Source organism: Burkholderia sp. THE68, from assembly GCF_009938265.1.
In the GTDB taxonomy this organism is placed as follows: domain Bacteria; phylum Pseudomonadota; class Gammaproteobacteria; order Burkholderiales; family Burkholderiaceae; genus Caballeronia.
On record NZ_AP022316.1, the window covers coordinates 1,311,649 to 1,336,564 of the forward strand.

Annotated in this window: 24 protein-coding genes; 16 read left to right on the forward strand and 8 right to left on the reverse strand. The window is 63.6% G+C overall.

The genetic code is table 11. From position 1 onward, the window contains the following. Positions 1-437: 437 nt before the first annotated feature. Positions 438-1,931 (reverse strand): form I ribulose bisphosphate carboxylase large subunit, encoded by a 1,494-nt coding sequence (locus BTHE68_RS19640; protein WP_162067905.1) that lies wholly within the window; start codon positions 1,929-1,931, stop codon positions 438-440. Between the two features lie 322 nt (positions 1,932-2,253). Here BTHE68_RS19640 and pqqA point away from each other — a divergent pair, with 322 nt between their 5' ends. From pqqA to BTHE68_RS19655, 3 genes are all read left to right on the forward strand, one after another. Then, on the forward strand, positions 2,254-2,328 hold the full coding sequence (gene pqqA, locus BTHE68_RS19645; protein ID WP_008354335.1) for a pyrroloquinoline quinone precursor peptide PqqA: 75 nt from the start codon (positions 2,254-2,256) through the stop codon (positions 2,326-2,328). Between the two features lie 80 nt (positions 2,329-2,408). After that, positions 2,409-2,975 (forward strand): DUF447 domain-containing protein, encoded by a 567-nt coding sequence (locus BTHE68_RS19650; RefSeq protein WP_162067906.1) that lies wholly within the window; start codon positions 2,409-2,411, stop codon positions 2,973-2,975. Between the two features lie 36 nt (positions 2,976-3,011). Then, complete coding sequence (locus BTHE68_RS19655) at positions 3,012-3,704, forward strand: (5-formylfuran-3-yl)methyl phosphate synthase (RefSeq protein WP_162067907.1); 693 nt, start codon at positions 3,012-3,014, stop codon at positions 3,702-3,704. A gap of 656 nt (positions 3,705-4,360) precedes the next feature. Here the strand turns inward: BTHE68_RS19655 and BTHE68_RS19660 are convergent. The 3 genes from BTHE68_RS19660 to BTHE68_RS19670 all read right to left on the reverse strand — a co-directional run bounded on the left by BTHE68_RS19660 (position 4,361) and on the right by BTHE68_RS19670 (position 7,200). Then, entirely contained in the window at positions 4,361-4,948 is a 588-nt protein-coding gene (locus BTHE68_RS19660) for an amino acid kinase family protein (RefSeq protein WP_162067908.1), read from the reverse strand. A gap of 84 nt (positions 4,949-5,032) precedes the next feature. Beyond that, complete coding sequence (locus BTHE68_RS19665) at positions 5,033-6,163, reverse strand: hydantoinase/oxoprolinase family protein (RefSeq protein WP_162067909.1); 1,131 nt, start codon at positions 6,161-6,163, stop codon at positions 5,033-5,035. Beyond that, the gene (locus BTHE68_RS19670; protein WP_162067910.1) at positions 6,160-7,200 is read right to left on the reverse strand and encodes an ATP-grasp domain-containing protein; all 1,041 of its coding nucleotides are present in this window, start codon (positions 7,198-7,200) and stop codon (positions 6,160-6,162) included. Before BTHE68_RS19670 ends, BTHE68_RS19665 begins: the two co-directional genes overlap by 4 nt. A 13-nt stretch (positions 7,201-7,213) precedes the next feature. On the opposite strand from BTHE68_RS19670, the gene BTHE68_RS19675 reads away from it, so the two are divergent. From BTHE68_RS19675 to BTHE68_RS19725, 11 genes are all read left to right on the forward strand, one after another. Next, positions 7,214-7,948, forward strand: coding sequence for a HisA/HisF-related TIM barrel protein (locus tag BTHE68_RS19675; protein WP_162067911.1), 735 nt, complete (start codon positions 7,214-7,216; stop codon positions 7,946-7,948). A gap of 821 nt (positions 7,949-8,769) precedes the next feature. Continuing rightward, positions 8,770-10,032: a molybdopterin-binding domain-containing protein gene (locus tag BTHE68_RS19680; protein WP_162067912.1), complete on the forward strand. Its 1,263-nt coding sequence runs from the start codon at positions 8,770-8,772 to the stop codon at positions 10,030-10,032. Beyond that, entirely contained in the window at positions 10,029-11,729 is a 1,701-nt protein-coding gene (locus BTHE68_RS19685) for a formylmethanofuran dehydrogenase subunit A (RefSeq protein ID WP_162067913.1), read from the forward strand. Before BTHE68_RS19680 ends, BTHE68_RS19685 begins: the two co-directional genes overlap by 4 nt. A 5-nt stretch (positions 11,730-11,734) precedes the next feature. After that, positions 11,735-12,676: a formylmethanofuran--tetrahydromethanopterin N-formyltransferase gene (fhcD, locus tag BTHE68_RS19690; protein ID WP_162067914.1), complete on the forward strand. Its 942-nt coding sequence runs from the start codon at positions 11,735-11,737 to the stop codon at positions 12,674-12,676. Further along, positions 12,673-13,494 carry a formylmethanofuran dehydrogenase subunit C gene (locus BTHE68_RS19695; protein WP_162067915.1) on the forward strand — a complete coding sequence of 274 codons (822 nt, stop codon included), beginning with the start codon at positions 12,673-12,675 and terminating at the stop codon, positions 13,492-13,494. The genes fhcD and BTHE68_RS19695 overlap by 4 nt, the downstream gene beginning before the upstream one ends. 62 nt (positions 13,495-13,556) lie before the next feature. Further along, a complete protein-coding gene (locus BTHE68_RS19700; RefSeq protein WP_162067916.1) occupies positions 13,557-14,129 on the forward strand; it encodes a cytochrome b in 573 nt (190 codons plus the stop codon). Further along, positions 14,126-15,046 (forward strand): pyrroloquinoline quinone biosynthesis protein PqqB, encoded by a 921-nt coding sequence (gene pqqB, locus BTHE68_RS19705; protein ID WP_162067917.1) that lies wholly within the window; start codon positions 14,126-14,128, stop codon positions 15,044-15,046. The genes BTHE68_RS19700 and pqqB overlap by 4 nt, the downstream gene beginning before the upstream one ends. Before the next feature lie 14 nt (positions 15,047-15,060). Further along, on the forward strand, positions 15,061-15,807 hold the full coding sequence (gene pqqC / locus BTHE68_RS19710; protein ID WP_162067918.1) for a pyrroloquinoline-quinone synthase PqqC: 747 nt from the start codon (positions 15,061-15,063) through the stop codon (positions 15,805-15,807). Further along, positions 15,804-16,112 carry a pyrroloquinoline quinone biosynthesis peptide chaperone PqqD gene (gene pqqD, locus BTHE68_RS19715; RefSeq protein ID WP_225936295.1) on the forward strand — a complete coding sequence of 103 codons (309 nt, stop codon included), beginning with the start codon at positions 15,804-15,806 and terminating at the stop codon, positions 16,110-16,112. The genes pqqC and pqqD overlap by 4 nt, the downstream gene beginning before the upstream one ends. Before the next feature lie 4 nt (positions 16,113-16,116). Beyond that, entirely contained in the window at positions 16,117-17,313 is a 1,197-nt protein-coding gene (gene pqqE, locus BTHE68_RS19720) for a pyrroloquinoline quinone biosynthesis protein PqqE (RefSeq protein ID WP_162067919.1), read from the forward strand. Beyond that, positions 17,310-18,011 (forward strand): response regulator, encoded by a 702-nt coding sequence (locus BTHE68_RS19725; protein ID WP_061174998.1) that lies wholly within the window; start codon positions 17,310-17,312, stop codon positions 18,009-18,011. The genes pqqE and BTHE68_RS19725 overlap by 4 nt, the downstream gene beginning before the upstream one ends. Here the strand turns inward: BTHE68_RS19725 and BTHE68_RS19730 are convergent. Beyond that, positions 17,939-18,961, reverse strand: a complete 1,023-nt coding sequence (locus tag BTHE68_RS19730; RefSeq protein ID WP_162067920.1) for an ATP-binding protein — start codon at positions 18,959-18,961, stop codon at positions 17,939-17,941. The two genes, BTHE68_RS19725 and BTHE68_RS19730, sit on opposite strands and share 73 nt — an antisense overlap. Before the next feature lie 175 nt (positions 18,962-19,136). Between BTHE68_RS19730 and BTHE68_RS19735 the strand changes: the two genes are divergently transcribed. Then, positions 19,137-21,488, forward strand: a complete 2,352-nt coding sequence (locus BTHE68_RS19735; RefSeq protein WP_162067921.1) for a TonB-dependent receptor — start codon at positions 19,137-19,139, stop codon at positions 21,486-21,488. A 21-nt stretch (positions 21,489-21,509) separates the two neighbouring features. Here BTHE68_RS19735 and BTHE68_RS19740 read toward each other — a convergent pair whose 3' ends face one another. The 3 genes from BTHE68_RS19740 to BTHE68_RS19750 all read right to left on the reverse strand — a co-directional run bounded on the left by BTHE68_RS19740 (position 21,510) and on the right by BTHE68_RS19750 (position 24,435). After that, complete coding sequence (locus BTHE68_RS19740) at positions 21,510-22,511, reverse strand: glycosyltransferase family 2 protein (protein WP_162067922.1); 1,002 nt, start codon at positions 22,509-22,511, stop codon at positions 21,510-21,512. A gap of 218 nt (positions 22,512-22,729) precedes the next feature. Next, a complete protein-coding gene (locus BTHE68_RS19745) occupies positions 22,730-23,776 on the reverse strand; it encodes a beta-propeller fold lactonase family protein (protein WP_162067923.1) in 1,047 nt (348 codons plus the stop codon). Positions 23,777-23,907: 131 nt separating this feature from the next. Beyond that, entirely contained in the window at positions 23,908-24,435 is a 528-nt protein-coding gene (locus BTHE68_RS19750; RefSeq protein ID WP_162067924.1) for a DUF3280 domain-containing protein, read from the reverse strand. A 269-nt stretch (positions 24,436-24,704) separates the two neighbouring features. On the opposite strand from BTHE68_RS19750, the gene BTHE68_RS19755 reads away from it, so the two are divergent. Next, complete coding sequence (locus tag BTHE68_RS19755) at positions 24,705-24,914, forward strand: hypothetical protein (protein WP_162067925.1); 210 nt, start codon at positions 24,705-24,707, stop codon at positions 24,912-24,914. The last annotated feature ends 2 nt before the right edge of the window (positions 24,915-24,916 follow it).

Below are 24,916 nucleotides of genomic sequence, written 5' to 3' on the forward strand. Positions count from 1 at the left end.
CTTGGACCGCGCACGGTCTGTCACATCGCACCACATAACACGCTGGTTCAGCACGAAATGGCTCCGGCCCGCTTCGCGGCCGACGGGTCAATCGGGACTGCGTGTGCTTCTGCGTTTCTCTTTTCTCGTCGGTTTCCCTTGCATACCCGACGGCAGCGCATAGCGCTGTGCCGAAGCCATTTCGTGCTGAACCAGCGCGCTTAAACAACTGGCTAGTCAGACCGTGCGCGGTCCAAGCCCGGTTAGGCCTACGAGGGCACTCGCTACAGAGCCCACGAACGACGAGAAGAACACCCAAATTGCGTGTGACCGCGGGCGTCTCGAGCTGCTTTCTTTGGTTACTTTCTTTGCAGCAGCAAAGAAAGTGACTGCCGCCCCGCACAGGGGCAACGCTAACAAACCTACACGCTAACGGGATCCGGCGACAACACTAAGCATCAAACCGAAGCCGAAGCAGTAACAGCAAAATCCGGCGTATCCGTCGACGCATAATTGAAAGTGACATCGCGCCAGGTCTCGAGCGCCTGCCTCAACGGCGTACACCCACGCGCAGCGGCATCGAGAATATCCAACCCTTCATTTGCTATATCCCGCCCTTCATTGCGCGCCTTGACCATCGCCTCGAGCGCGACGCGATTGGCCGTCGCCCCGGCCTGAATCCCTTGCGGATGCCCGATCGTGCCGCCACCGAATTGCAGAATGCAGTCATCGCCAAAGAGATCGAGCAACTGATGCATCTGCCCGGCGTGAATGCCGCCCGACGCCACGGGCATCACCTTCCGCAATCCCGCCCAAGGCTGATCGAAGAAAATCCCACGCGACAGATCGACTTCATTGCGCGCCTCACGGCACACGTTGTAGTACCCCTGCACCGACAACGGATCGCCTTCCAGCTTGCCCACGGCCGTGCCCGCATGGGCATGATCCACGCCCGCCATGCGCAGCCACTTCGCGATCACGCGAAACGAGATGCCATGATTGCGCTGCCGCGTATAAGTCCCATGCCCCGCGCGATGCAGATGCAGGATCATGTCATTGCGGCGCGCCCACTTCGACATCGACTGGATCGCGGTCCAGCCGATCACGAGATCGATCATCACGATGCACGAGCCCAGTTCCTTCGCGAACTCCGCGCGCTCGTACATGTCTTCCATCGTGCCGGCGGTCACGTTCAGGTAATGGCCTTTCACCTCGCCGGTTTCGGCCTGCGCGCGGGCCACCGCTTCCATCGCGAACAGATAGCGGTCGCGCCAGTGCATGAACGCCTGCGAGTTGATGTTCTCATCGTCCTTCAGAAAATCGAGCCCGCCCTTCAGCCCTTCATACACCACGCGCCCATAGTTCTTGCCCGACAAACCGAGCTTCGGCTTCACCGTCGCGCCGAGCAGCGGCCGCCCGTATTTGTCGAGCCGCTCGCGCTCGACGATGATGCCCGTCGGCGGTCCCTGAAACGTCTTCAGATACGCAACCGGAATACGCATGTCCTCGAGACGCAGCGCCTTGAGCGGCTTGAAGCCGAACACATTGCCGATGATCGACGCCGTCAGGTTCGCGACCGATCCTTCCTCGAACAGATCGAGCTCGTAAGCGATGTACGCGAAGTACTGCGGCTCGTCGGCGCGCGCGTTGGGCACCAGTTCGACGCGATACGCCTTCGCGCGATACATGTCGCATGCGGTGAGGCGGTCGGTCCACACAACGGTCCATGTCGCCGTCGACGATTCCCCCGCCACGGCGGCCGCCGCTTCCTCGGGCTCGACGCCCGCTTGCGGCGTGATGCGAAAGAGCGCGATGACGTCGGTGTCCTTCGGCGTGTAGTCGGGCTGCCAGTAGCCCATCTCGCGATACTTCATGACGCCGGCCGCATAGCGCGAGCGCGGATCGGACGGATTGCGCGCCGCCTCGACGGCGGCCTTGCTGAAGTCGTTCATTCCGTTTCCTCGACAGTGACGGTGAAAGAGACCTGCGCCTGCTGTGATTGCAGAGTAAGCAGTGGCCGCGAGGAAAGGAATTCACGATTAACTTGTGCGGGCATAAGCAATGCCTTATTCCGGATTTGCCCTGATGCGAACATCGATCACCGGATGGGACACTTTGTTCTGATTCCGTCACAGTCGAGTTGCACGCAGCGCAAGCGGCGCTCTTCGGCATCCGCTTCATGTCACTGGCATGGCGCTTGCATCGTCGAATGGCCGGCGTCTGCATCGGCATATGATTGAAGCGACATCAACCTACTCAGATGGAGGAACGCCCATGCAATGGACTACCCCTAGCTTCACCGATATGCGTTTTGGCTTTGAAATCACGATGTATATCGCTACCCGCTGAATGCGGGCCAACCCGCACGAAGCCGCGCCCCTGCGTTTCGCGGTTCTTTCGTGCGGTCACGAATTCCCTGGCCGACCATCATGATTTACGAAACCATCGTCACGACTGCGGACCGCGATGGCCGGCCGCACATCGCGCCGATGGGCGTGCGCTTCGAAGAAGGCACCGCGATTCTCGCGCCGTTCCGTCCATCGACGACGCTCGACAACGTGCTATCCACGAAGAGCGCCGTGATCAACTTCACGACGGACGTGCGCGTCTTCGCCGGCTGCGTGACGGGCTTCGCGCGCGACTGGCCGACGGTCGCGGCGGACACCGTTCCTAGCGTGCGGCTCGCGACAACGCTCGCGCACACTGAGCTGCGTCTAGCCGAAATACTCGACGACGAAACGCGTCCCACATTGCGCATGGAATGCGTGCATCGCGCAAACCATGCGCCGTTCGCGGGCTTCAACCGTGCGCAGGCGGCGGTCGTCGAAGGCGCGATTCTCGTGAGCCGGCTCTTCATGCTGCCGGCTGAGAAGGTGGATAGCGAGATCGCGTATCTGCGCATCGCCATCGACAAGACCGCGGGCGACGCCGAGCGCGAGGCGTGGCAATGGCTGTTGCGCGCGATCGAGGCGCATCGCGCGAAGGCGCTGACCTGACGCTGTTTCCGCAGCAAACCCTCTGGAGTTTCGACGATGACCGCATTGCTCGCGAGCGTCCGCTCGGCCGACGAAGCATTCGATGCCGCGAACGCCGGCGCCGAACTGATCGACCTGAAGGAGCCGAGCGCGGGGGCGCTTGGAGGCGTCGCGGTCGGCGAGATCGCGCGGATCGTGCGGGAGTTGCGCGCGCGGTATGCGGTGCGGCCGATCAGCGCGACCATCGGCGATTTGCCCAACGATGCGCTCGACGAGATCACCGCGCGGGTGCTCGATGTCGCGGCGGCTGGCGTCGATTATGTGAAGGTGGGGGTATCGCCGGGGGCGGGGGCTGTTGCGTGCCTGCGGCATCTGGCGAGCTTGCCGGCGGCGGTCGTGCCGGTGTTGCTGTCGGACGATGGCGTGGATCGTGAGCTTGCTGTGCTCGCGGCGCAGTTGGGTTTTGTGGGCATCGTGTTCGATACGGCGCTGAAGGACGGGCGGACGTTGTTCGATTGCGTCGATGTCGGGGTGCTGGCGGGGTGCATCGCGGATGCGCGGTCGAAAGGCGTGATGACCGCGGTCGCCGGGTCGCTGCGTTGGGATGACCGGGACAGGATTCTTATGCTCTCGCCGGATATTGCCGGGTTTCGTGGGGCTTTATGTGAGGAACGCGAAGGACGCGGGGGGAGGCTTGATCCCAGGCGCGTTGAGAAGTGGGTTCGGGTGTTGCATGGGGTTGGGGGTTAGGGTCCAGGTGGTTCGCCTGGGCTTCTATGGAATCCTGTTTTCGTGTCGGTCTATTAGCGTTGCCCCTGTGCGGGGCGGCAGTCACTTTCTTTGCTGCTGCAAAGAAAGTAACCAAAGAAACAGCTTGAGACGCCCGCGGTCATACGCAATTTGGGTGTTCTTCTCGTTGTTCGTGGCCTCTGTAGCGAGTGCCCTCACAGGCCTAATCGGGCTTGGACCGCGCACGGTCTGACTAGCTAGTCGTTTGAGCGCGCTGGTTCAGCACGAAATAGCTTCGGCACAGCGCTTCGCGCTGCCGTTGGGTATGCGAGGGAAACCGACGAAAAAGGAGAAACGCAGAAGCACACGCAGGCCCGATGTACCCATCGGCCGCGAAGCGGGCCGGAGCCATTTGGTGCTGAACCATTGTGTTATGTGGTGCGATGTGACAGACCGTGCGCGGTCCAAGCCCGGTTAGGCCTACGAGGGCACTCGCTACAGGGGCCACGAACGACGAGAAGACTACCCAAATTGCGTGTGACCGCGGGCGTCTCGAGCTGCTTTCTTTGGTTACTTTCTTTGCAGCAGCAAAGAAAGTGACTGCCGCCCCGCACAGGGGCAACGCTAATAGACCAACACCAATACGGGATCCGGCAACAAACCAAAAAACCAACCCATTAAACCGCCACATTAAGCAACCGATCCCTCATAACCCCCGCATCGCCCTTACCAAAAATCTCAACCACATAATTGGCATCCCGCACAAAAGCGGGAAACCGCCGATCCACGATGCCTTTCGCGGCCAGCGTCTCCATCGAAGCACCCGCATCCACCTCACAAGACTTAACGATCATCAACCGCTCCGCATTGAGCGAAGAAGAGAGCCACGCCGCCAGGCTATCCGACGTAGTCTCCCAGTTGGTCATCGAATCGGGCGTCGAGCGCATCAGATCAGTCGGCACCCAGACCGCCACACGCCCATCCCGCAACGCACGCCGAATGCGATCCTCGTTCGACGCCAGCATCAGCTCCGGCACCACGCCCTGCATCAGAATCGCGTATTGCGCCATCGCGAGCAGGCACATGTTATGGGCGGCCAGATCGTCGAACTGCCATTCGTGCTGATACTGCCGCACCGCATCCGCGAAGTCGCCGCCGCCCGGCACGATCACGACGCGCCCTCCGCCCACTTCCCAAAGCCGCGTCAACCACTCGCGCAGCGCCGGGTCGTGACCGAGGCTACCCCCGATCTTCACCACCCACATGATTCCTGTCCTCGTTCGATCATGCCGCCGGGCCACGCACCCGGTTCCATACCACGTCTTCGTCTCGCTATATCCCGCACGCTATCACGCCGCGCGCGGCGACGCATCGTCGTATGGACGCGTCTCGTTGCCCGCCGCGCCCTTCGACGCCATCGACGCCAGCAGCCCCACCGCCACACTCGGCGCGCACGTCGATACCCATTCGGCGCGCGTCGTGTCGTCATGCGCGACACCAGCCAGCCGCGCGAAATCGACATAACCGCGCGCCTCCTGCCGCGCCAGCGCCGCCGCCAAAAAGCGCCCGCACCCCGCGCCCACGATCGGCGCGGCGGCGAGCGCCGCATCCTGCGCGATCACGCGCGCGAGATTCGCTTCGAGCGTGCGCAACTGTTCGTGCCGCCAGCTTTGCGCGAAGCGGCGCCATTCGCCATCGCTCGCATCGGCGGCGTCGCGGCCGATCATCCTGGCAATGCGCGCCCGGCTCGCCGCTTCCGTCTTCGGTCCGTTGTCGGCGCTCGGATGCTGATCGTGCTCGGGCCACAGCTCGCCCGTCAGCCGATAGACATCCGCGGTCGTCGCGAACCATTCGTTCATCACGCCCGTCGTCTCGCCGCGAAACGCGATGCGATGCGCAACCCCGCACAATGGCGTGCGTACGACGCCCTGATACACGAGCTCGCCGCTGATGAGCCGCGCGGCGTCGTTCGAACCGCGCGCGGCGACACGGCCGCCGACGATCGGAATGATGTCCGTCGTCGTGCTGCCGATATCGACGAGCAACGCATCCGGCATGCACGTCGCGACCCATTGCGCGGTCGCGAGCCAGTTCGCCGACGCGACGCTGCGCCACCGATCCGGACACGCCGAGCGCGCGAGCCAGCCCGCAGCGCCGGCGTAGAACAGGGTGCGTGCGCCGAGACGTTGCGCGAGCGTGCGGGTAAGGATGTGCACGCCCTCGGCGCGGTCGGCGAAGAGATCGACCATTTCACCCGTCATCGTGACGGCGTGGCGCGCCGATGCATCGGCGGCGACGGGCCAGCGCTCGAACACGCCGTCGATCGCGCGCTCCAGATGCGCGATGCCCTGCCACAGCGGACACGCCCATTGCGCGACATCGGCGAGCGCGCCCGCGCGCGTCACCATCGACACCTTGACGTGCGCGCCGCCCACGTCCCAGCCGAAAACCGCTGCATCGTTCGATGCCGGCGCCGTCATGACGCCGCTCCGCCACATGCGCGCAGCAATCCGGCATCGCCGTCGAAGCCGGGCACGCGATGCGCCGCGAGCAGCTCGGCCGCGAGATTCCTGCCGCCGCGCCGGCTGAGTTCCGCATACGCGACCGTCAGACGCGGATTCACCTCGATTACGACCGGCCCGCGCTCCGGATGCCACACGACATCGATGCCCGCGAAGCCGCGCAAACCCGGAAACGCCTCGGCAACGCGCAAGGCCAGCCGTTCGAGCGCGCGCCCTTGCGGACCATGCCGGTCGATGCGATCGACATCGACGCCATCGAACTGCACGATGCGCTCGCGCCGCCCCGAGCCCGCCGCATCCGACAGGCCGATGCGCTGGCGATTGATGCTGACGAGCCGCGACAGCCGTTCCCGACAGATCAGCGAAAGACTCAGCGGCTCGCCGTCGACCCATTCCTGCAGCACGGGATTGCGGCCCGCTTCCGCGCGCGCTTCGTATTCGGCGCGCGCGGCGGCGAGATCGTCGTAGACGTAGGTGTCGAGGCCGCCCGCGCCGTCGTCGGGCTTGACGACCCAGCGGCGACCGATCGCGGCGGCCGCGTTTTCGGGTTCGAGCGCGGGCGTCGCGGCAATGCTGCGCGCGGCGAGGCACGCGGCCGTCGCGCTTTTGCTCGATGCCGCGCGGATCGCCTCCTTCGCGCAGCCGAGCCAGCGCGCCTGGCCGACGGCATCGTAAAGCTTGAGCAGCAGCCCGTTGCATTCGGGCGCGACGATGCAGGCATAGTCATGTTCGCGCGCCACGCGGGCGACGAAGCGTATGACCGGCTCGCCGGGTTGCGGGCGCACGAAGCCTTGCGTGTCATCGACCTGTTCGAAGCGCGAGCTTGCGACGGTTACGTCGATGCCCGGCAGCGCGCGCAGATCGGCGGCGATGGCGTCGCGCATCACGCGGCCTTCGACGATCAGCGCGGAGAGATCGGCGAGGCTGCCTGCGCCTGCCGCGTCCGGATCGATGCCGCCGCCGGTGAGATACTCGAATACAAAGATCTTGGTCAAAGGAAAGCCATCCATGCAGGTGATACCCGTTCTCGATCTGCTCGACGGCCACGCGGTGCGCGCCGTGCGAGGCGAGCGTTCGCGCTATCGGCCGATCCAGTCTTCGTTGTGCGCGACGAGCGATCCGGTTGCGATCGCCCGCGCGCTCGTCGCCGCCACCGGCGCGCGCACCTTGTACGTCGCCGATCTGGGCGCGATCCTGCAGCGCGGCGCGCACGACCACGCGCTTGCCGCGCTATGCGATGCCCTCGGCGAGGACTCGCGCATCTGGCTCGACGCGGGCTTTACCGCGTTTGCGCCGATGCGTGCCCTCGTCGAACGCGTCGTGCGGCTGACGCGGTCCGCATCGCCGGCGGCGCTCGTGCCCGTGTTCGGCACCGAAACCCTGCTCGACATCGGCGCGATCGCTCAGGCATCGGCTGACGGCTCCGAGCCGATCCTGTCGCTCGACTATCGCGGCGGGCGCGCGCTTGGGTCCGCGCATGTCGAGAGCGCGTGGTGGCCGTCGCGCGTGATCGTGATGACGCTCGATCACGTGGGCGCGTATGCCGGGCCCGATCTCGATACCTTCGCCGACGTGCGCGCGCTTGCCGGTGCGCGTGAGGTGATCGGTGCGGGAGGTATCCGCGATTGCGCCGATCTCGAACTCGCTGCGCGTAGCGGCGCCGATGCGTGGCTCGTGGCTTCCGCGATTCACGATGGCAACGTGGGTCGGGGCGATGTGCATCGCGGAGCTTTGGAGGGGTGAACTCTCAATATCCATGCCAAGCGGCTTGGGCTTTGGTTTTGGGTGTAATCCTTTGGCAAGGAGGTGTTGCATCGGGTGATGCATAGGTGACAGTGTGTTGCAATGCGGAGCAGGTTTTTGTTCTTGTTCTTGTTTTTGCTTCTTGCGCTTGTTTGTCGTCGGATCCCGTGTTCGTGTCGGTCTATTAGCGTTGCCCCTATGCGGGGCGGCACCTACTTTCTTTGCTGCTGCAAAGAAAGTAGGCAAAGAAAGCAGCTCGAAACGCCCGCGGTCACACGCAATTTGGGTGTTCTTCTCCTCGCTCGTGGCGTCTGTAGCGAGTGCCCTCGTAGGCCACCTCGGGCGTGGACCGCGCACGGTCTGACGTGCTATTCGTTTGAACGCGCTGGTTCAGCACGAAATAGCTTCGGCACAGCGCTTCGCGCTGCCGTTGGGTATGCAAGGGAAAACCGACGAGAAAATAGAAACGCAGAACCCCACGCAGACCCGATTGACCCATCGGCCGCGTAGCGGGCCGGAGCCATTTCGTGCTGAACCAGCCACGCGAGCGGTGCGCTGTGGCAGACCGTGCGCGGTCCAAGCCCGGTTAGGCCTACGAGGGCACTCGCTACTGCTGTGCCAAGACCGATCGCCTGTGCCGGGGCCGGCATGAAGTACTTTGGATGGGGAAAGCTGCTTTCTTTGGTTACTTTCTTTGCAGCAGCAAAGAAAGTGACTGCCGCCCCGCACAGGGGCAACGCTAATAAACCGACGCGAAAACGGGATCCAGCGAAAACAACCCCAACCCCAAACCGGCATAAGCCTTGCTTAAAAGCACGACCATGCCCGCCACCCCCACGACACAGAACCCTCAGGCCGGAGCCACAAAACCCTGGACCTGCCCGTTCTGCCCAATGCTATGCGACGACATCACGCTCGCACCCACCGCCGCCCACGGCCTGTCAGCACCGCAGACCGCCTGCGAAAGGCTAAAGGCATCACTTGCCCAAGTCACCCCACACGACGCAAGTCGAAGCCCAACGATCGACGGTCAACCCACCGATCTCGCGTCGGCGCTCTCGCGAGCCGTGGCGATCCTGTCCAACGCACGGCGGCCGCTGTTCGGTGGACTCGCGACCGACGTAGCCGGCGCACGCGCGCTCTATGAACTCGCGGCGCAACACGGCGCCATCCTCGATCATCTGCACGGCGACACGCTCGCCGACAGCAACCGCGCCTTGCAAGACCGCGGCGCCTTCTTCACGACGCTCTCGGAAGTGCGCTCACGCGCCGATCTCGTCGTCGTGTTCGCGTGCGAGCCGTCACGACGCTATCCGCGCTTCTACGAGCGCGCAATCGGCGCAGGACACGATGTGAGCATCGTATTCGTCGGATGTGACATCGACAAAGCAGCGAACGCCCACACCGAATCGATCCTGCCCGGCGCCGATCCCTTCGATACGCTCGCGCTCTGGTCCGCGCACGTCGAAGGCGGCCGCCCTATTCCGGCACACGAAATCGTCGCGCTGACTGAGCGCATCCATTCTGCGCAGTACACCGCGTTCATCTACGAGCCTTCGACGCTGTCGACCAAACATGCGGCGCTCGCAATCGAGGCATTGCAACGCATCGTCAAGGCGCTCAACCGCACCGCGCGCGCCGGTGCACTGGCATTGACCGGCGACGACGGCGCCGCATCCGTCAATCAGGCCGTAACGTGGCTTTCGGGCTTTCCGCTGCGCACGCGCGTCGCATACGGCCTGCCGCTCGATCACGATGCACATCGCTATCGCACTGAAACGCTCCTGAGCCGCGGCGAAACCGATGCGCTCGTCTGGATTTCGAGCTTCACGCCCGAGCCATTGCCCGCATCGCTCGATGACAGCACGCCCGCAATCATCCTCGGCCATCCGTCGATGCAACTGCCCGCTCGCACCGGCCCGACCGTCTTCATACCCGTCGCGATTCCGGGCATCGACAGTGGCGGGCATCTGTTTCGCATCGATACCTCGGTCGTCGCGCCGCTCACCGCCGCGCGCGATTCCGGCCTGCCGACGGTCGCATCGATCGCAGCGCAGCTCGCGCAGGCAGGGAGGCCGTCATGAGCCTCACGCGCCTCAAGGGCGGCACGCTCTACGATCCGGCCAACGGCGTCGATGGCGAAAAGCGCGATATCTATTTCCGCGACGGCCGCATCGTCCATAACGCGAACGGCGAATCCATCGCGCCCGAGCGCGATTTCGACGCGAGCGGCATGGTCGTGATGGCGGGCGGCATCGATCTGCATTCGCATATCGGCGGCGGCAAGACAAATCTGTCGCGCCTGCTGCTGCCGGAAGATCATCGCGACGATCCGCGCGCCGTGCCCGATCGTCCGAACGAAGGCCGCTATATGCGCCTGCCGTCGTGCGGCGTCTGTGCGCCGGGCACGCTCGCGGCCGGCTATCGCTACGCGGAAATGGGCTATACGGCCGCGTTCGAGCCCGCGATGATCGCGTCGAACGCGCGCCATGCGCATCTGGAAATGGGCGACACGCCGATCATCGATCACGGCGCCTACGTCATGATGGGCAACGACGAACTCTTCCTGCAGATGCTCGCCGCGAATGAAGACTTCGAGCGCCTGCGCGATTACGTCGGCTGGACCATCGATTCGAGCAAGGCGCTCGGCGTGAAAGTGGTGAATCCCGGCGGCATCTCGGCGTTCAAGTTCAATCAGCGTTCGCTCGATGTCGATGAAAGGCACGTGCACTACGGCATCACGCCGCGCGATGTCCTGAAAACGCTCACGCGCGCACTCACCGATCTGCGCGTGCCGCATCCGCTGCATGTCCACGCGAGCAATCTCGGCGTGCCGGGCAATCTCGAATCGACGATCAGGACGATGGATACGGCCGAAGGTCTGCCCATTCATCTGACGCATATCCAGTTCCACAGCTACGGCACCGAAGGCCCGCGCAAGTTTTCAACCGGCGCGCGCGCGATCGCCGAAGCGGTGAACGCGCGGCCCAACGTGACGATCGATGTCGGCCAGATCATCTTCGGTCAGACGGTCACCGCATCCGGCGACACCATGATGCAGTTCAAAAACGCGCCGATGGCCCGGCCGCGCAAATGGGTGCTTGGCGATATCGAATGCGATGCGGGCTGCGGCGTCGTGCCGTTCAAGTATCGCGAGCAAAGCTTCGTGAACGCGCTGCAATGGATCATCGGGCTGGAAATCTTCCTGCTCGTCGACGACCCGTGGCGCGTGTCGATGACGACCGATCATCCGAATGGCGCGCCCTTCACGAGTTATCCGCATCTGATCCGTCTGCTGATGGACAAGTCCTTCCGCGACGCGCAGCTCGATACGCTTCACGCCGATGCGAAAACCGCAAGCGCGCTAAGCGGGATCACGCGCGAGTTCTCGCTGTACGACATCGCCATCATCACGCGCGCCGGTCCAGCGAAGCTGCTCGGCCTCACGGATCGCGGCCATCTCGGCGCGGGCGCGGCGGCGGATATCGCCGTGTATCGCGACGACGCCGATCGCGAACGCATGTTCACATCGCCCGCGTATGTATTCAAGGATGGCGCGCTGATCGCGCGCGACGGCACGCTGCTCGCGACGCCCACGGGCGGCATTCATTACGTCAGCCCCGAGTACGACCGCGCGATCGAAAAGCGCGTGCGCGATTATGCGCAGGCGAATCTCGCGACGCGCTTCGAGAACATCGCCATCGGCGACGACGAAATCTGCGCATGCTGCAACGGCGGCAGGCTCCTGCCGGTTGCATGCTTCGCCGCGAGCGGAGGCTAGATCGCATGCGCATCAACGACACGCAGATCGACGACACCTTCGCCGAAGCCTTCCCGATGAAGGCGACACGCCTCGTCATCACCGCGCATACGCCGACCTGGGCGCGGCATGCGGCCAATTCGCTGACGGGCTTTGCCACGTCCGTCATCGATTGCGGCTGCGAAGCGGGCATCGAGCGCGATCTTTCAGCCGACGAAACACCGGATGGCAGGCCAGGCGTCGCGGTGCTGATCTTCGCGATATCGTCGAAGGAACTGGCCAAGCAAATCGCGCGGCGCGTCGGCCAATGCGTGCTGACATGCCCGACCACGGCCGTGTTCGGCGGCATCGATCCGGCGACGACGCGCGCGCCGCTCTCCGACAACGCGCCGCTCGGCGCGGGCCTGCGTTTCTTCGGCGACGGTTATCAGATATCGAAAATGCTCGACGGCACACGCTACTGGCGCGTGCCCGTGATGGACGGCGAGTTCGTCTGCGAAGAATTCACCGCGACGGTGAAAGCGGTGGGCGGCGGCAATCTGCTGTTTCTCGCGCGCGACACGGACAGCGCGTTGCACGCCGCTGAATCAGCGGTCGCCGCGATGCACGCTTTGCCGAACATCATTACGCCGTTTCCGGGCGGCGTGGTGCGCTCGGGATCGAAGATCGGCTCGAAGTACGCGGGCGCGAGCGCGTCCACCAACGATGCGTTCTGCCCGACGCTCGTCGGTTTGTCGAAGACGAGCGAACTGACGCCGGACGTCGCGTGCGTGCTCGAAATCGTGATCGACGGCCTCACCGATGCCGATGTCGGTGCGGCCATGACAGCCGGCATCGCGGCCGCGACGAAGATCGGGCGCGCGGGCGGCGTGCTGCGCGTTTCCGCCGGCAATTACGGCGGCAAGCTCGGGCCGTATCACTTCAAGCTGCATGAATTGTCGAAGGATATCGACGGGAGCCGCGCATGAACGCGATCACGTTGCGCGTAAAAAGTGCGCCGGGCTTTCGCGTCGATGGGTCGAAATTACTGCCTGCATCGCTCGCGGCCATATCGCGGACCGAGTTGCCGCGCATCGTGCTGCAAGGCGCGGGCGAAACGTGCGCACTCGGCGATCTCTTCGATATCGCGCTGGAACAAGCCGACACGCCCGCGCTCACGATCGAAGGCGACGCGTGCTGGCTCGACAGCATCGGCGCGCACATGGATCGAGGCACGCTGACGGTGCATGGCGCGGCGGGCGACCATGCGGGCATGAAGATGTCCGGCGGCGAGTTATACATATATGGCGACGCGGGCGCTTACAGCGCGTGTGAAATGCAGGGCGGACGGCTTTCGATTCACGGCAACGCCGGAGAGTTCGCCGCTGCGGCACTGCCCGGCGACATGGAAGGCATGAGCGGCGGCACGCTCGCGATTCACGGCAACGCGGGCGCGCGCCTCGCGGACCGCATGCGGCGCGGCACGGTGCTCGTCGCGGGCGATGCGGGCGATTTCGCGGCGTCACGGCTCGTCGCGGGCACGGTCTGCATCGGCGGAAAAGTGGGCGCACACTTGGGATACGGCATGCGGCGCGGCACGCTGTTGCTGACAAACGCGCCATCTCGCATCCCGCCGACCTTCACCGAAGGCGGCCGCGGCTTCGACGTGTTCTGGCTGCTGCTCACGCGCATGCTCGCGCGCGAGATCGCACCCTTTTCACAACTCGCGGGCAAGATGTTGCCGCGCCGCTACGCAGGCGACCTCGCGGTGGACGGACGGGGGGAATTGCTGATCGCCAATCGTTAGCCTGGCGATAAAAATGGACCTGTATCCTGGAGAACGAAAACCATTTTCACGGGAGAGATGTCATGAGCACTGCGCGGACTGACGCAACGTCACGCAACGGCAGCATCGATGCCGCAGGCGAACGCTACGCACGCCCGTTGATCGCGCTGCACTGGCTGATCGCGATTGCGATCATCGCGATGCTGTGCGTCGGCTTCTATATGGTCGGGCTGCCGCGCGGCCTGCCGTTCAAATCGGACCTTATCAACTTCCACAAGTCGCTTGGAATCACGGTTTTCCTGCTGGTGCTGATGCGCATCCTGGTACGCCTGGCTTATGGCCGGCCGCCTCTGCCGCCGATGCCGACGTGGCAACGCGCCGCCGCGAGCATTACGCAGGCTCTTTTATACGCAGGCATGGTGGGGATGCCGCTCACCGGTTATCTCGGCTCATCGTTCAACAAATTCGGCACGAAATTCTGGGGTCTCGCGCTGCCTCAATGGGGCTGGGACGACAAGCATCTGCGCGAGATCTTCTTCGGCATCCACGGGACGATCGCGTGGATCATGGCCGCGCTGATCGTGGTGCATTTTCTCGGCGCGATGAAACATCAACTCGTGGATCGCGACGGTCTCCTGCGGAGGATGCTGCCTTGAAAATTCGCGTGCTGGGATCATCGGCGGGCGGCGGCTTTCCGCAATGGAACTGCAACTGCCGCAATTGCGACGGCGTGCGGCGCGGCGCCATCGCGGCGCGTGCGCGCACGCAATCGTCCATTGCTGTTACCGATAACGGCGAGGACTGGCTGCTCGTCAACGCATCGCCGGACATACTCGCGCAGATCGCGGCGAATCCCGGGTTGCAGCCCGCGCGCCGCGTGCGCGACACCGGCATCGCCGCCGTCATCACGATGGATGCGCAAATCGATCACGTCACCGGTCTTCTGATGCTGCGCGAACGCGGCACGCCGCTGCCGCTCTATACGACCGACGCCGTATGGCAGGACCTCTCGACGGGCTTTCCGGTCACGTCGATTCTTGCGCATTACTGCGGTGTCGAGCACAGGCGCATCGCGCTCGATGGCGCATCGTCCAGCGTGCCGGAACTGCCGCGCGTGAGCATCGACGCATTGCCGCTGTCGAGCAAGGCGCCGCCCTATTCGCCGCATCGCGATGCACCGGAAACGGGCGACAACATCGGCCTCATGTTCACCAATACCGCGACGGGCAAGCGCGCGTTCTACGCGCCAGGGCTCGGCGCGCTCGAATCGCACGTGCTCGACGCGATGCGCGAAGCCGATCTGCTGCTCGTCGATGGCACCGTGTGGACCGACGACGAAATGATTCGCCTCGGCCTCACGAAGAAGACCGGCAAGGATATGGGCCATCTCGCGCAGAGCGGCGCGGGCGGCATGATCGACGTGCTCGATTCGATCGATCGCGCGGGCGTGCGCAAGGTGCTGATCCATATCAACAACACGAACCCGATCCTCATCGAGGACGGGCCGGAGAGGCGCATTCTGTCTGAGCACGGCATCGAAGTCGCGCACGACGGCATGAGCTTCGAGCTATGACTGGAGACCGCCCGATGCTCGATCCGATGCTGAACCCGACCACAGGCCCGATCTTCACCGCCGTGAAGGACGACGGCCCTGCATGGACGCGCGATGAATTCGAGGCGCAATTGCGCGCGAAGGGCACGGCGTATCACATTCATCATCCGTTCAATGTGAAGATGAATAGCGGCGGCTGCTCGAAAGAACAGATACGCGGCTGGGTCGCGAACCGCTTCTACTATCAGATCAACATTCCGCTGAAGGATGCGGCGGTGATGTCGAACTGTCCCGATCGCGAAACGCGGCGCCGCTGGGTGCTGCGCATCCTCGATCACGACGGTCACGGCGATCAGCCCGGCGGCATCGAGGCATGGGCGCGCCTCGGCGATGCGGTGGGCCTCTCGCGCGACGATCTCTGGTCGCTGAAACTCGTGACGCCCGGCGTGCGCTTCGCCGTCGATGCATATGTGAACTTCGCGCGCCGCGCGCCGTGGCAGGAATCGGTGTGCTCGTCGCTCACGGAGATGTTCGCGCCGCAGATCCACAAGGATCGTCTTGCGATGTGGCCCGAGCATTACACATGGATCGAGCCTGAAGGACTTTCGTATTTCCGCTCGCGCGTGTCGCTGGCGCAGCGCGATGTCGAACATGGGCTCGAAGTGACGCTCGCGCACTTCAGGACGCGCGAGCAGCAACAACGCGCGCTCGATATCCTGCAGTTCAAGCTCGATATCCTCTGGACCATGCTCGATTCGATCGAAAAGGCCTTCCCGCAATGAGCGACAGCAACCCGACCCAACGCAAGCAGGAAGCAGTCGATGCACCCGACGATTCGTTGCATCCGAAACTAAAGCGCCTGTTTCGTCTGCAATGGGAGCCCGCGCAGGATGCCCATGTGCTGCTCTATCCCGAAGGCATGGTGAAGCTCAATCAGAGCGCGGCGCAGATTCTCTTGCGCTGCGACGGCACGCGCGATATCCCGGCGCTCGTCGCGGATCTCGAGCAGGCGTTCAATGCAAGCAATCTCGGTGACGATGTGCGGGCGTTCATCGCCGGCGCGCGCGCCAGAGGCTGGCTGGAGTAGCATCATGACCGACTTGTCCGAACCGATCGCAAAGCCCGCACAGGAAGACCCACCGATCGCGCCGCCATTGTGGCTGCTCGCGGAACTGACGTATCGCTGTCCGCTGCATTGCGTGTTCTGCTACAACCCGGTGAACTACTCCGATCACACGCGCGAACTCGACACCGATCAATGGATCGACGTATTGCGTCAGGCGCGCGCGCTGGGCGCGGCGCAACTCGGCTTCTCAGGCGGCGAGCCGCTCTTGCGCGACGATCTCGAAACGCTCGTCGGCGAGGCGCGCAAGCTCGGCTTCTATACGAACCTCATCACGTCGGGCATCGGCCTGACGGAGAAGCGCATCAGCGCATTGCAGGACGCCGGGCTCGATCACATCCAGCTTTCGTTTCAGGATTCATCGCAGGAACTCAACGACTTTCTGTCCAGCACGAAGACCTTCGACTACAAGAAACGCGTCGCGAGTCTCATCAAGGCGCACGGCTTTCCGATGGTGCTCAACTGCGTGCTGCATCGATATAACCTGCCGCATATCGGACGCATCATCGACATGGCGCTCGCGATGGACGCCGAGTATCTCGAACTCGCGAACACGCAGTATTACGGCTGGGCGCATACGAACCGCGCGCAACTCATGCCGACCAAGGAGCAACTCGATGAAGCGGAGGCGATCGTCGAGCGCTATCGCGGCGAGATCGGCGACAGGTGCAAGATCTTTTTCGTCGTGCCGGATTATTACGAGCGCAGACCCAAGCGCTGCATGAACGGCTGGGGCTCGGTGTTTCTCGGCATCGCGCCCGACGGCGCCGCGCTGCCATGCCACACCGCGCGCTCGCTGCCGGGCCTCACGTTCCCGAACGTCACCGAGACGCCGCTCAAGGACATCTGGTACGAGAGCGATGCGTTCAACCGTTTTCGCGGCTTCGGCTGGATGAAGGAGCCGTGCCGCAGTTGCGACGAAAAAGCCATCGACATGGGCGGTTGCCGCTGCCAGGCGTATCTGCTGACGCAGGACCCCGCGAATGCCGATCCGGTGTGCGACAAGTCTCCGCATCACGAACGCGTGATCGAAGTGGTGCGCGCAGCATCGATCAGGCAGGAGCCGCAGGAACAGCCCATCGTCTTTCGCAACGATGCGAACTCGAAGCGCATCGCGGCGCTTGCTCGCGGTAAGGGTTCAGAAGAAGGAGCAGACAAACCATGAATGCCGACATCTCCGTGCTGCTCGTGGACGATCACGCCGTCGTGCGTGAAGGCTACAAGCGTCTGCTCGAACTGAGTCCCGACGTGAGCGTCGCGGGCGAGGCGGCGAACGCGGCCGAGGCCTATCAAAAGTTTTGCGCGTTGCAGCCGGATGTCGTCGTGATGGATCTCGCACTGCCCGGCGCAAGCGGTATCGAGGCGATGCGGCGCATGCTGGCGCGCGAGCCGCATGCGCGCGTGCTGATCTTCAGCGTGCACGAGGAAGCGATCTTCGTGCGCCGCGCGCTCGATGCCGGCGCGCGCGGCTATGTCACCAAAGCGAGCGCGCCCGACGTGCTCGTCGAAGCGGTGCGCGCCGTTGCGCGTCGCGTGTGTTATCTGAGTCCGGATATTTCACAGGCGCTCGCGTTGCGCGCGACGATTCAGGAAGGGCCGCCGGGACGGCAACTGTCCGCGCGCGAGTTCGAGGTGCTGCGTCTGCTCGTGCAGGGTTACACGCTGCCGAGCATCGCGGAGAAGCTGGGTTTGAGTCAGAAGACGGTCGCGAATCATCAATCGGTGATCCGCCAGAAATTCGGCGCGGACAATGGCGTGCAGCTTGCGCAGATCGCGAATCGCCTCGGGCTTCACTTCGCCGATTTCGCTTCGTCGGCCGCTGCGTCGTTCGGGCCGGAAGTGGGCAACGGCAGTCCCGCCTGAGCCGGCACGCGCGCACAGAACAAAAACCCCGCCCCCGGCTCGCTCGCAATCTGAAACTCTCCTCCGAGCGCTTCCACGCGCTCGCGCATGCCGATCAGGCCCAGCCCCATGCGCGGCTTCGACAGATCGACGCCCGGTCCGTCATCGGCCATCGTCACGACGATTTCCTCCGGCGCGCGCGCCAGATAAATCTCCACGCGCGAGGTCCGCGCGAACTTCGACACATTCGTCAGCCCTTCCTGCACGAGCCGGTAAAGCGTGATGTTGAGCGCATCGCTCAGATTGTCGAAATCGCCGTCGACGGCGAGCGTGAAGGTCGCATCGGGCAAGCGCTCGCGCCAGCCCTCGACGCAATGTTCCAGCGCGGTCGGCAAGCCGAATTCGTCGAGCCCGATCGGACGCAGCTTGCGGATCATCCCGCCGATCTCGCGATACACGTGCGTCGCGCTCTGCATCAGCGCCAGCGAAAGCCGATGAATCTCCGCCTCGCGCCCCGCCGACAGATCGCGAATGCGCCCCGCATCGAGCGACATCGCGTTGAGGTATTGACCGAGCTCGTCGTGCAGTTCGCGCGCGAGATGGCGGCGCTCGGTCTCCTGCGCGGCGAGCGCCTGATTCGCGAGGCGCCGGTTCTCGGCCAGCAAATGCTCGGCCTCTTCCTCCAGCGCGCGCCGCCGGCGCACTTCCGACTGCGCCTCGCGATAACGCCGCCACGCGAACCATGCGAAGCCGACGGCGAGCACGACGAGCGTCGGCGGAAGTTCGTCGAGCTGAAAGCGTTCGGCGCTGCGCGTCCAGCGATACGCGAACTCGCTGAAATCGAAACGCGCGAACAGCGCGCCGGCCACGAGCGTGGCGGCCAGCACCCACGCGAGATCGCGCCATACCGACGAGCGCGGCGCGGGACGGTCGACGTCTTTTGCGAGAGTGGGCAAGGATTCGGATGGCATCACGGAATGCATTCTACGCACGCCTTCTTCATGCGGTGAGGTAGGTGGAACGCGATTGGGAACGCTTCCCTGCGCGATCGGGAAAAGCTCCCGGTCCACGCGTCCATTCTTATGCGACGCTTTCATTGAGGGAAACATTCCTTTCGCGTGGATCAGAATATAAAAGGAGACGACGATGAGAAGCATGCAGCGCCTGCCCGCGCGCGCGCATCCGTTCAAACCCCGAGCAGGATTGCGGCTCGTCTTCGGCAGCGCGTTTGCGAGCATCACCGTGGCCGCGTGGGCACAGACGCCCCCAGCCGATACTGCCGAAGCACCCGCCCCGGCATCGGCAGCCGTCGCGCAGACCGATACGCCGCCGAACACGGAGCTGCCTTCGATCATCGTCGTCGGCACCACGCCGCTCATGGGCGTCGGCACGCCGCTCGAAAAAGTGCCGGCCAACGTGCAGACGATCAAAGGCGCCGATATCGAAGCGCAGCATTCGTCGACCGTCACCGATTATCTGCAGAAGAACGTCGTGAGTGTCGATACCAACGACGCGCAAGGCAACCCGTCGCAAACCGACATCAACTATCGCGGCTTTACGGCCTCGCCCTTGCTAGGCACGCCGCAAGGGCTCTCGGTGTTCATGGACGGCGTGCGTATCAACGAGCCCTTCGGCGATGTCGTCAACTGGGATCTGATTCCGCAGGCCGCGATCCAGACGATGCAGATCATCCCCGGCTCGAATCCGACCTTCGGCCTCAATACGCTCGGCGGCGCGGTCGCGGTGCAGACCAAGAACGGCCGCAGCAATCCCGGCGGCAACGTCGATCTGAGCTTCGGCTCGTGGGGGCGCAAGGTCGCGCAGATCGAACAGGGCGGCGTGATCGGCGATCATCTCGACTATTACTTCACCGCGAACCTCACCAACGATAACGGCTGGGCGGACCACAATTCGAGCCGCCTGCGTCAGGCCTTCGGCAAGATTCGCTACACCGACGCCGATACGACCATCTCCGTTTCGATGGGCGGCGCCGACAACACCCTGAACGGCTCGCAGACGATCCCGCGCTCGTTCATGGACAACTTCCGGCAGGCTTACACGTTTCCGGACACCAACGAGAATCAGGTCGGCTATCTGACGATCAACGCGGAACATTACTTCACGCCGAACATCCAGTTGAGCGGCAACGCGTACTACCGGCACTATCGCAACAAGAACGTGAGCTCCAACGTCAACGATGATTTCGACCCGAACGGCGACGATGCCGACGAACTCACGCAAGCCTTCAACGATCAGTCGGTGATCGTGACGGACAGCTATGGCGCGAGCCTGCAGCTCACGCTGCTCAACAAGCTGTTCGGCAAGGATAACCAACTGATTCTCGGCGCGGCGGGTGACTTCGCCAATTCGCATTTCACGCAGTCGTCGCAGCCGGCGGAATTCACCGATACGCGCGCGACCATCGGCCTGGGTCCGTTCGCGCCGCAGACCGACGCGAAGACGCGCAACGAGAACTGGGGCATCTACTTCGAGAACACGCTGTCATTCAACGAGCAATGGTCGATGACGCTCGCCGGCCGCTACAACTGGGCGAAGGCGACGATCGGCGACGAAAGCGGCGTGCAGCCGCTGCTCGATGGTAATCACACGTTCTCGCGCTTCAATCCGGCCATCGGCTTCAACTGGAATCCGACGCCGTCCTTCACCGCCTACGCGACCTACAACGAAGGCATGCGCTCGCCGACCGCCATCGAGCTTGCGTGCGCGGACCCGGCGGCGCCCTGCTCGCTGCCCAACGATTTCATCGCGGACCCGGACCTGAAGCCGGTGATCTCGAAGACCTTCGAGATCGGCGCGCGCGGGCGCGTCGGCAGCCATACGACGTGGAGCGCCGCGGCCTATAGCACGACGCTCACCGACGACATCCAGTTCGTCAGCAGCCAGGGCGCGGCCAGCACGCTCGGCTATTTCCAGAACGTCGGCAAGACGCGCCGGCAAGGCTTCGAGCTGGCAGGGCGCACGCAATGGGGACCGGTCGGCGTCGCGGCGAGCTATAGCTATGTCAACGCGACGTATCGTTCGACGTGGACCGAAAGCAGCGCCAGCAACTCGAGCGCGGACGGCGACGGCAACATCACCGTGCATTCGGGCGATCGCATTCCGGGCATTCCGGCGAACACCGTGAAGATGCGCGTCGACTACAACCCGATCCCGCGCTGGAACATCGGCACGAATCTCACGTATCGCAGCAATATCTTCGCGCGCGGCGACGAGAACAATCAGGACGCGAACGGCAGCGTCGCGGGCTATTTCCTGATCGATCTCGATACGACCTACAACGTGACCAAGCAACTGCAGGTCTACGCGACGGTGAAGAACCTGCTGAACAAGCGCTACGCGAACTTCGCGATTCTCGGCGAGAACTTCTTCAACGGGCCGAATCACACGTTCAACGGGGCGGACACCGTCAACGAGCAGTTTCTCGGCGTCGGTGCGCCGCGCGGGGTGTGGGTGGGGATGCGTTACGCGTGGAAGTGAAGCGGCACGGATGCGCGCGGCTCATTCCTGCCAGGACTTCCACGGAATGCCGCGCGCGTTGATGCCGTCCCAGAGCGCGACGTTGCATTGATGTTTTTCTTCATCGCTGCGCGGGTTCTTCTGGTCTCTCAAGCCCATTCTGTGGCCGAGTATGCCGAGAAGCCCGCCTTCCAGTTGCGCGGGATCCGCGCCCCAGCGCAGATCGATCTCGGAGATCGCAACGCCCATGGAGCGATGCAACGCAAGAACGTCGTCCAGGCTCATGTCGATTTCGAGCGGCCACGCATACAGCCTGCACACGTTGGCGACATCGTGTCCCGTCATGCGCGGATAGAACGTCGGCAGGATGCGCGAGTAAAGACGTATCTTGGCCGAATGCAGCTTCTGCAGATTCAGGTTGAGGGATGTCATGCCACTGTGAATGCGATACGACGTGAGCGCTTCCGGCAGATTCGCGAAGCGGGCACCGTGCAGCATGCAGTCGAACCAGAAACCGAGATCATCGACGACATCGAGGTTCGGGTCGTAACGAAGCTCATGCTGCTGCACAAAGTCGCGACGGAACACGGTGCTCGGATTGGCGATGTACGCGGCGCCGGTTACGAAACGCGCCTTGATGTTCGCGTCATCGAGCGGGAATTCGCTCGTCATGTCTTCTTCGCCGAAGTGCCGGATCTGCGAGCCCACGACCGTGACATCCGGATTGGCGTCGAGAAACGCCGCCTGCTTGCTCAGCCGCTCGGGTTCGGCGATGTCGTCATGATCGATGCGCGCGATATATTCGCCACGACACAGGTTGAACGCCCGATTTGCATTCGCTGGCCGTCCCACGTTGTTTTCGAGCGGGAAAAGGCGAATGCGCGGATCATTCAGACCGCGCACGAGGTCGAGCGTGGAATCGGTGCTGGCGTCATCGAGAACGAGAATCTCGAAGTCCGCGTCTTGTCGCAACAGCGAATGCAATGTTTCGACGATGTACTTCTGCGCGTTATAAGTTGGGATGACTACGGAGATTTTCGGCATGGTTCGATGAATAGGCCATCGCTGGCGTTGAAGGCCTCGATCCGGACCTCGCCACGCATTATCCGCGCGGCGCTGACGATAACTGTCAAATAAGGTCGGTCACGCCGATACTATCAGCCGGCGAGGATGCGGCGCGTTGCGCTTCATGCAATGACGCGCCGCAGAAAGCGAAATGGCCGCGCAACGCGGCCATGTCTTCATGCACGATCAAGTGACGATCAACGCCCGACGATGGACCCCGCGCCCGGCGGATACGTGACGATGCCCCACGCCAGCGGCAAGTCGCCGATCTGCTTGACCTCCTTGTAGTCCGCTGCGTCGAGCACATAGACCGCGTTCGAGCGCCCGCACGCGAGCAGCAGCTTCGAGCCGTCCGGCGTGAAGCTGAAGTGCCAGCAGCGCTGCCCGACGGGCACGTCCTGCATATGCTCGAACGTGGTGCCATCGAAGACCTGCAAGGTCTTGTCGCGCGATGCGGCCACCAGCAGCCGCTTGCCCGATGGATCGAACGACACGCCATACGGACCCGTCTTCGTGTCGACGGTCTTCACGGTCTTGAGGCTCGTCCCGTCGAGCACGACGAACTTGTTCGCGTTCTCCAGCGTGACGACATACTGCTTGCCATCGGGCGACGCCTTGATGCCGCGCGGGCGCGAGCCCTTCGCGAGCTTCACGGTGCGTACCGGCTTGCCCGTTCCGACGCGATAGACCGACACGGTGTCATCGCCCTCGTTGGTCACGAGAATCAGCTTGCCGTCCGGCGAAAACTCGACGCCCTCGGTCTCGTGCCCGCTCTTGACCGAATGCGTGACCTTCATCGTCTTCAGATCGACGATCGCGATTTCGGCGGGCGGCGAGTTGGGATCGTCGTCGTCTTTCTCCGGCTCGCCCGGCTTCGGCGGGCCGCCGCTTTCGCCCGGCTCGTAGGTTACGTACGCATGGCCGCCGAACACGCGCACGAACTCCGGATTCTTGCCGATCTTCGCGCGGCGCACGACCTTCCCCGACGACGTATCGATCTCCGACAGATCGCTCGTCGCCTTGTTCGCCACATACAGACGCGTGCCGTCCTTGTTCAGCGACAGACCGCGCGGGCCGTCCTTGCCGAGGTCCCAGGTTTTCGAGAGCGAGAGGTTGTCGAGATCGATGACGCCGACGCCGGCGTTTTCGGTCGTGACATAGGCGGTCGGCGCGGCGGCGTGCGCGAGGCTCACAGCAAATGCGAGCGATGGCGCGAGGACCGCCGCCCTGAATCTGACATGCATGGTCGTCTCCAACGGTTTCGTTTGGCTTGTTCGAGTTCGTGGTCCAACTTAGCCCAATCGGCGCTGCCGTGGCAACGGCATCGGCCGGGAGAAATTCCCGAATTCGCCAACGGATGTTGCGACGCGCCAATCTAGCGCGTCGCGGCGGGATCGCTCGCGAGCAGATCGACGAGCGCCTTCGCGCCGCGCCGCCACGACAGGTCGGTGTTGCCGCGAATGTCGACCGAGCGCTGAAAGAGCGTCGCGCCGGTGCCCGCATCTTCGACGCGCAGGTTCATGTTGAGGATCAGATTGCTGATCTTCTGCACCCAGCACACCCCGACACGCGACGCATCGAGTTGCTTCGCCACGCGCAATTCGCAGCCGTTGCACGCGTTCATGTCCTGCGTGCGTTGCAGCGATGCGATCAGATCGCCGGCCTTCGCATTGTCGGCGACACGAAACAGCGCGCGCTCGCGCAGGTCGTCGCGCAGGGCGCCGCTCACCATCGTGAGTCGCTCGGACTGAATGCGGTTGATTTCCGCGTCGTTGTAGGCGGCGTTGTCGTCGATGAGCGTGCAGTCGAGCATCGCGATCGATTGGGATGCGTCTTGCGCGAACGCGCCGCTCATGACGATGGCGAGCGCCATCGCGAGGATGGTGCGAAGCAGGTGGATCATGGTCGTGGCCTCGATGATGAGCGGCAGGATGCGCCAACAGCAGATCGCAGACCTGTTCGCGCGCATCCAACATACCGGCCGATGCCGCGGCGATCAAGAGGCGCATCGAATGAACGGAAGATGCCGCGCGCCACGCCACGCATGCCTTGCAGCGACGCATGAGCGAACGCCCACATTCGTCACATCGAATGGCATGGCGCTTGCAAAAACACGGGCGAGCATGTGCCGTGCTCGACACGTCCGATTCCATTTAGCCAGGGAGAACCATCATGAAACACACGCTTGTCATCCAGGATCTGCCGCCCGGCGGCGCACAAACCGAAGAAGCATCGCTCACGCCTGCGCAGATGAAGCGCATCGTCGGCGGACGCGCGGTGCTCGCGACCGTCGACGGCCGCGGCTACGCGACCATCGACGATTGGGACATCAACACCGCGATCTTCGAAGGGCGCATCAAGGGCAGCGAACGCGACAATTGACG

Coding starts and splice junctions, on each gene's coding strand:
- BTHE68_RS19640 (WP_162067905.1), bottom strand. CDS start 1,931: ATGAACGACTTCAGCAAGGCCGCCGTCGAGGCGGCGCGCAATCCGTCC.
- BTHE68_RS19650 (WP_162067906.1), top strand. CDS start 2,409: ATGATTTACGAAACCATCGTCACGACTGCGGACCGCGATGGCCGGCCG.
- BTHE68_RS19655 (WP_162067907.1), top strand. CDS start 3,012: ATGACCGCATTGCTCGCGAGCGTCCGCTCGGCCGACGAAGCATTCGAT.
- BTHE68_RS19660 (WP_162067908.1), bottom strand. CDS start 4,948: ATGTGGGTGGTGAAGATCGGGGGTAGCCTCGGTCACGACCCGGCGCTG.
- BTHE68_RS19665 (WP_162067909.1), bottom strand. CDS start 6,163: ATGACGGCGCCGGCATCGAACGATGCAGCGGTTTTCGGCTGGGACGTG.
- BTHE68_RS19675 (WP_162067911.1), top strand. CDS start 7,214: ATGCAGGTGATACCCGTTCTCGATCTGCTCGACGGCCACGCGGTGCGC.
- BTHE68_RS19680 (WP_162067912.1), top strand. CDS start 8,770: ATGCCCGCCACCCCCACGACACAGAACCCTCAGGCCGGAGCCACAAAA.
- BTHE68_RS19685 (WP_162067913.1), top strand. CDS start 10,029: ATGAGCCTCACGCGCCTCAAGGGCGGCACGCTCTACGATCCGGCCAAC.
- fhcD (WP_162067914.1), top strand. CDS start 11,735: ATGCGCATCAACGACACGCAGATCGACGACACCTTCGCCGAAGCCTTC.
- BTHE68_RS19695 (WP_162067915.1), top strand. CDS start 12,673: ATGAACGCGATCACGTTGCGCGTAAAAAGTGCGCCGGGCTTTCGCGTC.
- BTHE68_RS19700 (WP_162067916.1), top strand. CDS start 13,557: ATGAGCACTGCGCGGACTGACGCAACGTCACGCAACGGCAGCATCGAT.
- pqqC (WP_162067918.1), top strand. CDS start 15,061: ATGCTCGATCCGATGCTGAACCCGACCACAGGCCCGATCTTCACCGCC.
- pqqD (WP_225936295.1), top strand. CDS start 15,804: ATGAGCGACAGCAACCCGACCCAACGCAAGCAGGAAGCAGTCGATGCA.
- pqqE (WP_162067919.1), top strand. CDS start 16,117: ATGACCGACTTGTCCGAACCGATCGCAAAGCCCGCACAGGAAGACCCA.
- BTHE68_RS19725 (WP_061174998.1), top strand. CDS start 17,310: ATGAATGCCGACATCTCCGTGCTGCTCGTGGACGATCACGCCGTCGTG.
- BTHE68_RS19730 (WP_162067920.1), bottom strand. CDS start 18,961: ATGCCATCCGAATCCTTGCCCACTCTCGCAAAAGACGTCGACCGTCCC.
- BTHE68_RS19735 (WP_162067921.1), top strand. CDS start 19,137: ATGAGAAGCATGCAGCGCCTGCCCGCGCGCGCGCATCCGTTCAAACCC.
- BTHE68_RS19740 (WP_162067922.1), bottom strand. CDS start 22,511: ATGCCGAAAATCTCCGTAGTCATCCCAACTTATAACGCGCAGAAGTAC.
- BTHE68_RS19745 (WP_162067923.1), bottom strand. CDS start 23,776: ATGCATGTCAGATTCAGGGCGGCGGTCCTCGCGCCATCGCTCGCATTT.
- BTHE68_RS19750 (WP_162067924.1), bottom strand. CDS start 24,435: ATGATCCACCTGCTTCGCACCATCCTCGCGATGGCGCTCGCCATCGTC.
- BTHE68_RS19755 (WP_162067925.1), top strand. CDS start 24,705: ATGAAACACACGCTTGTCATCCAGGATCTGCCGCCCGGCGGCGCACAA.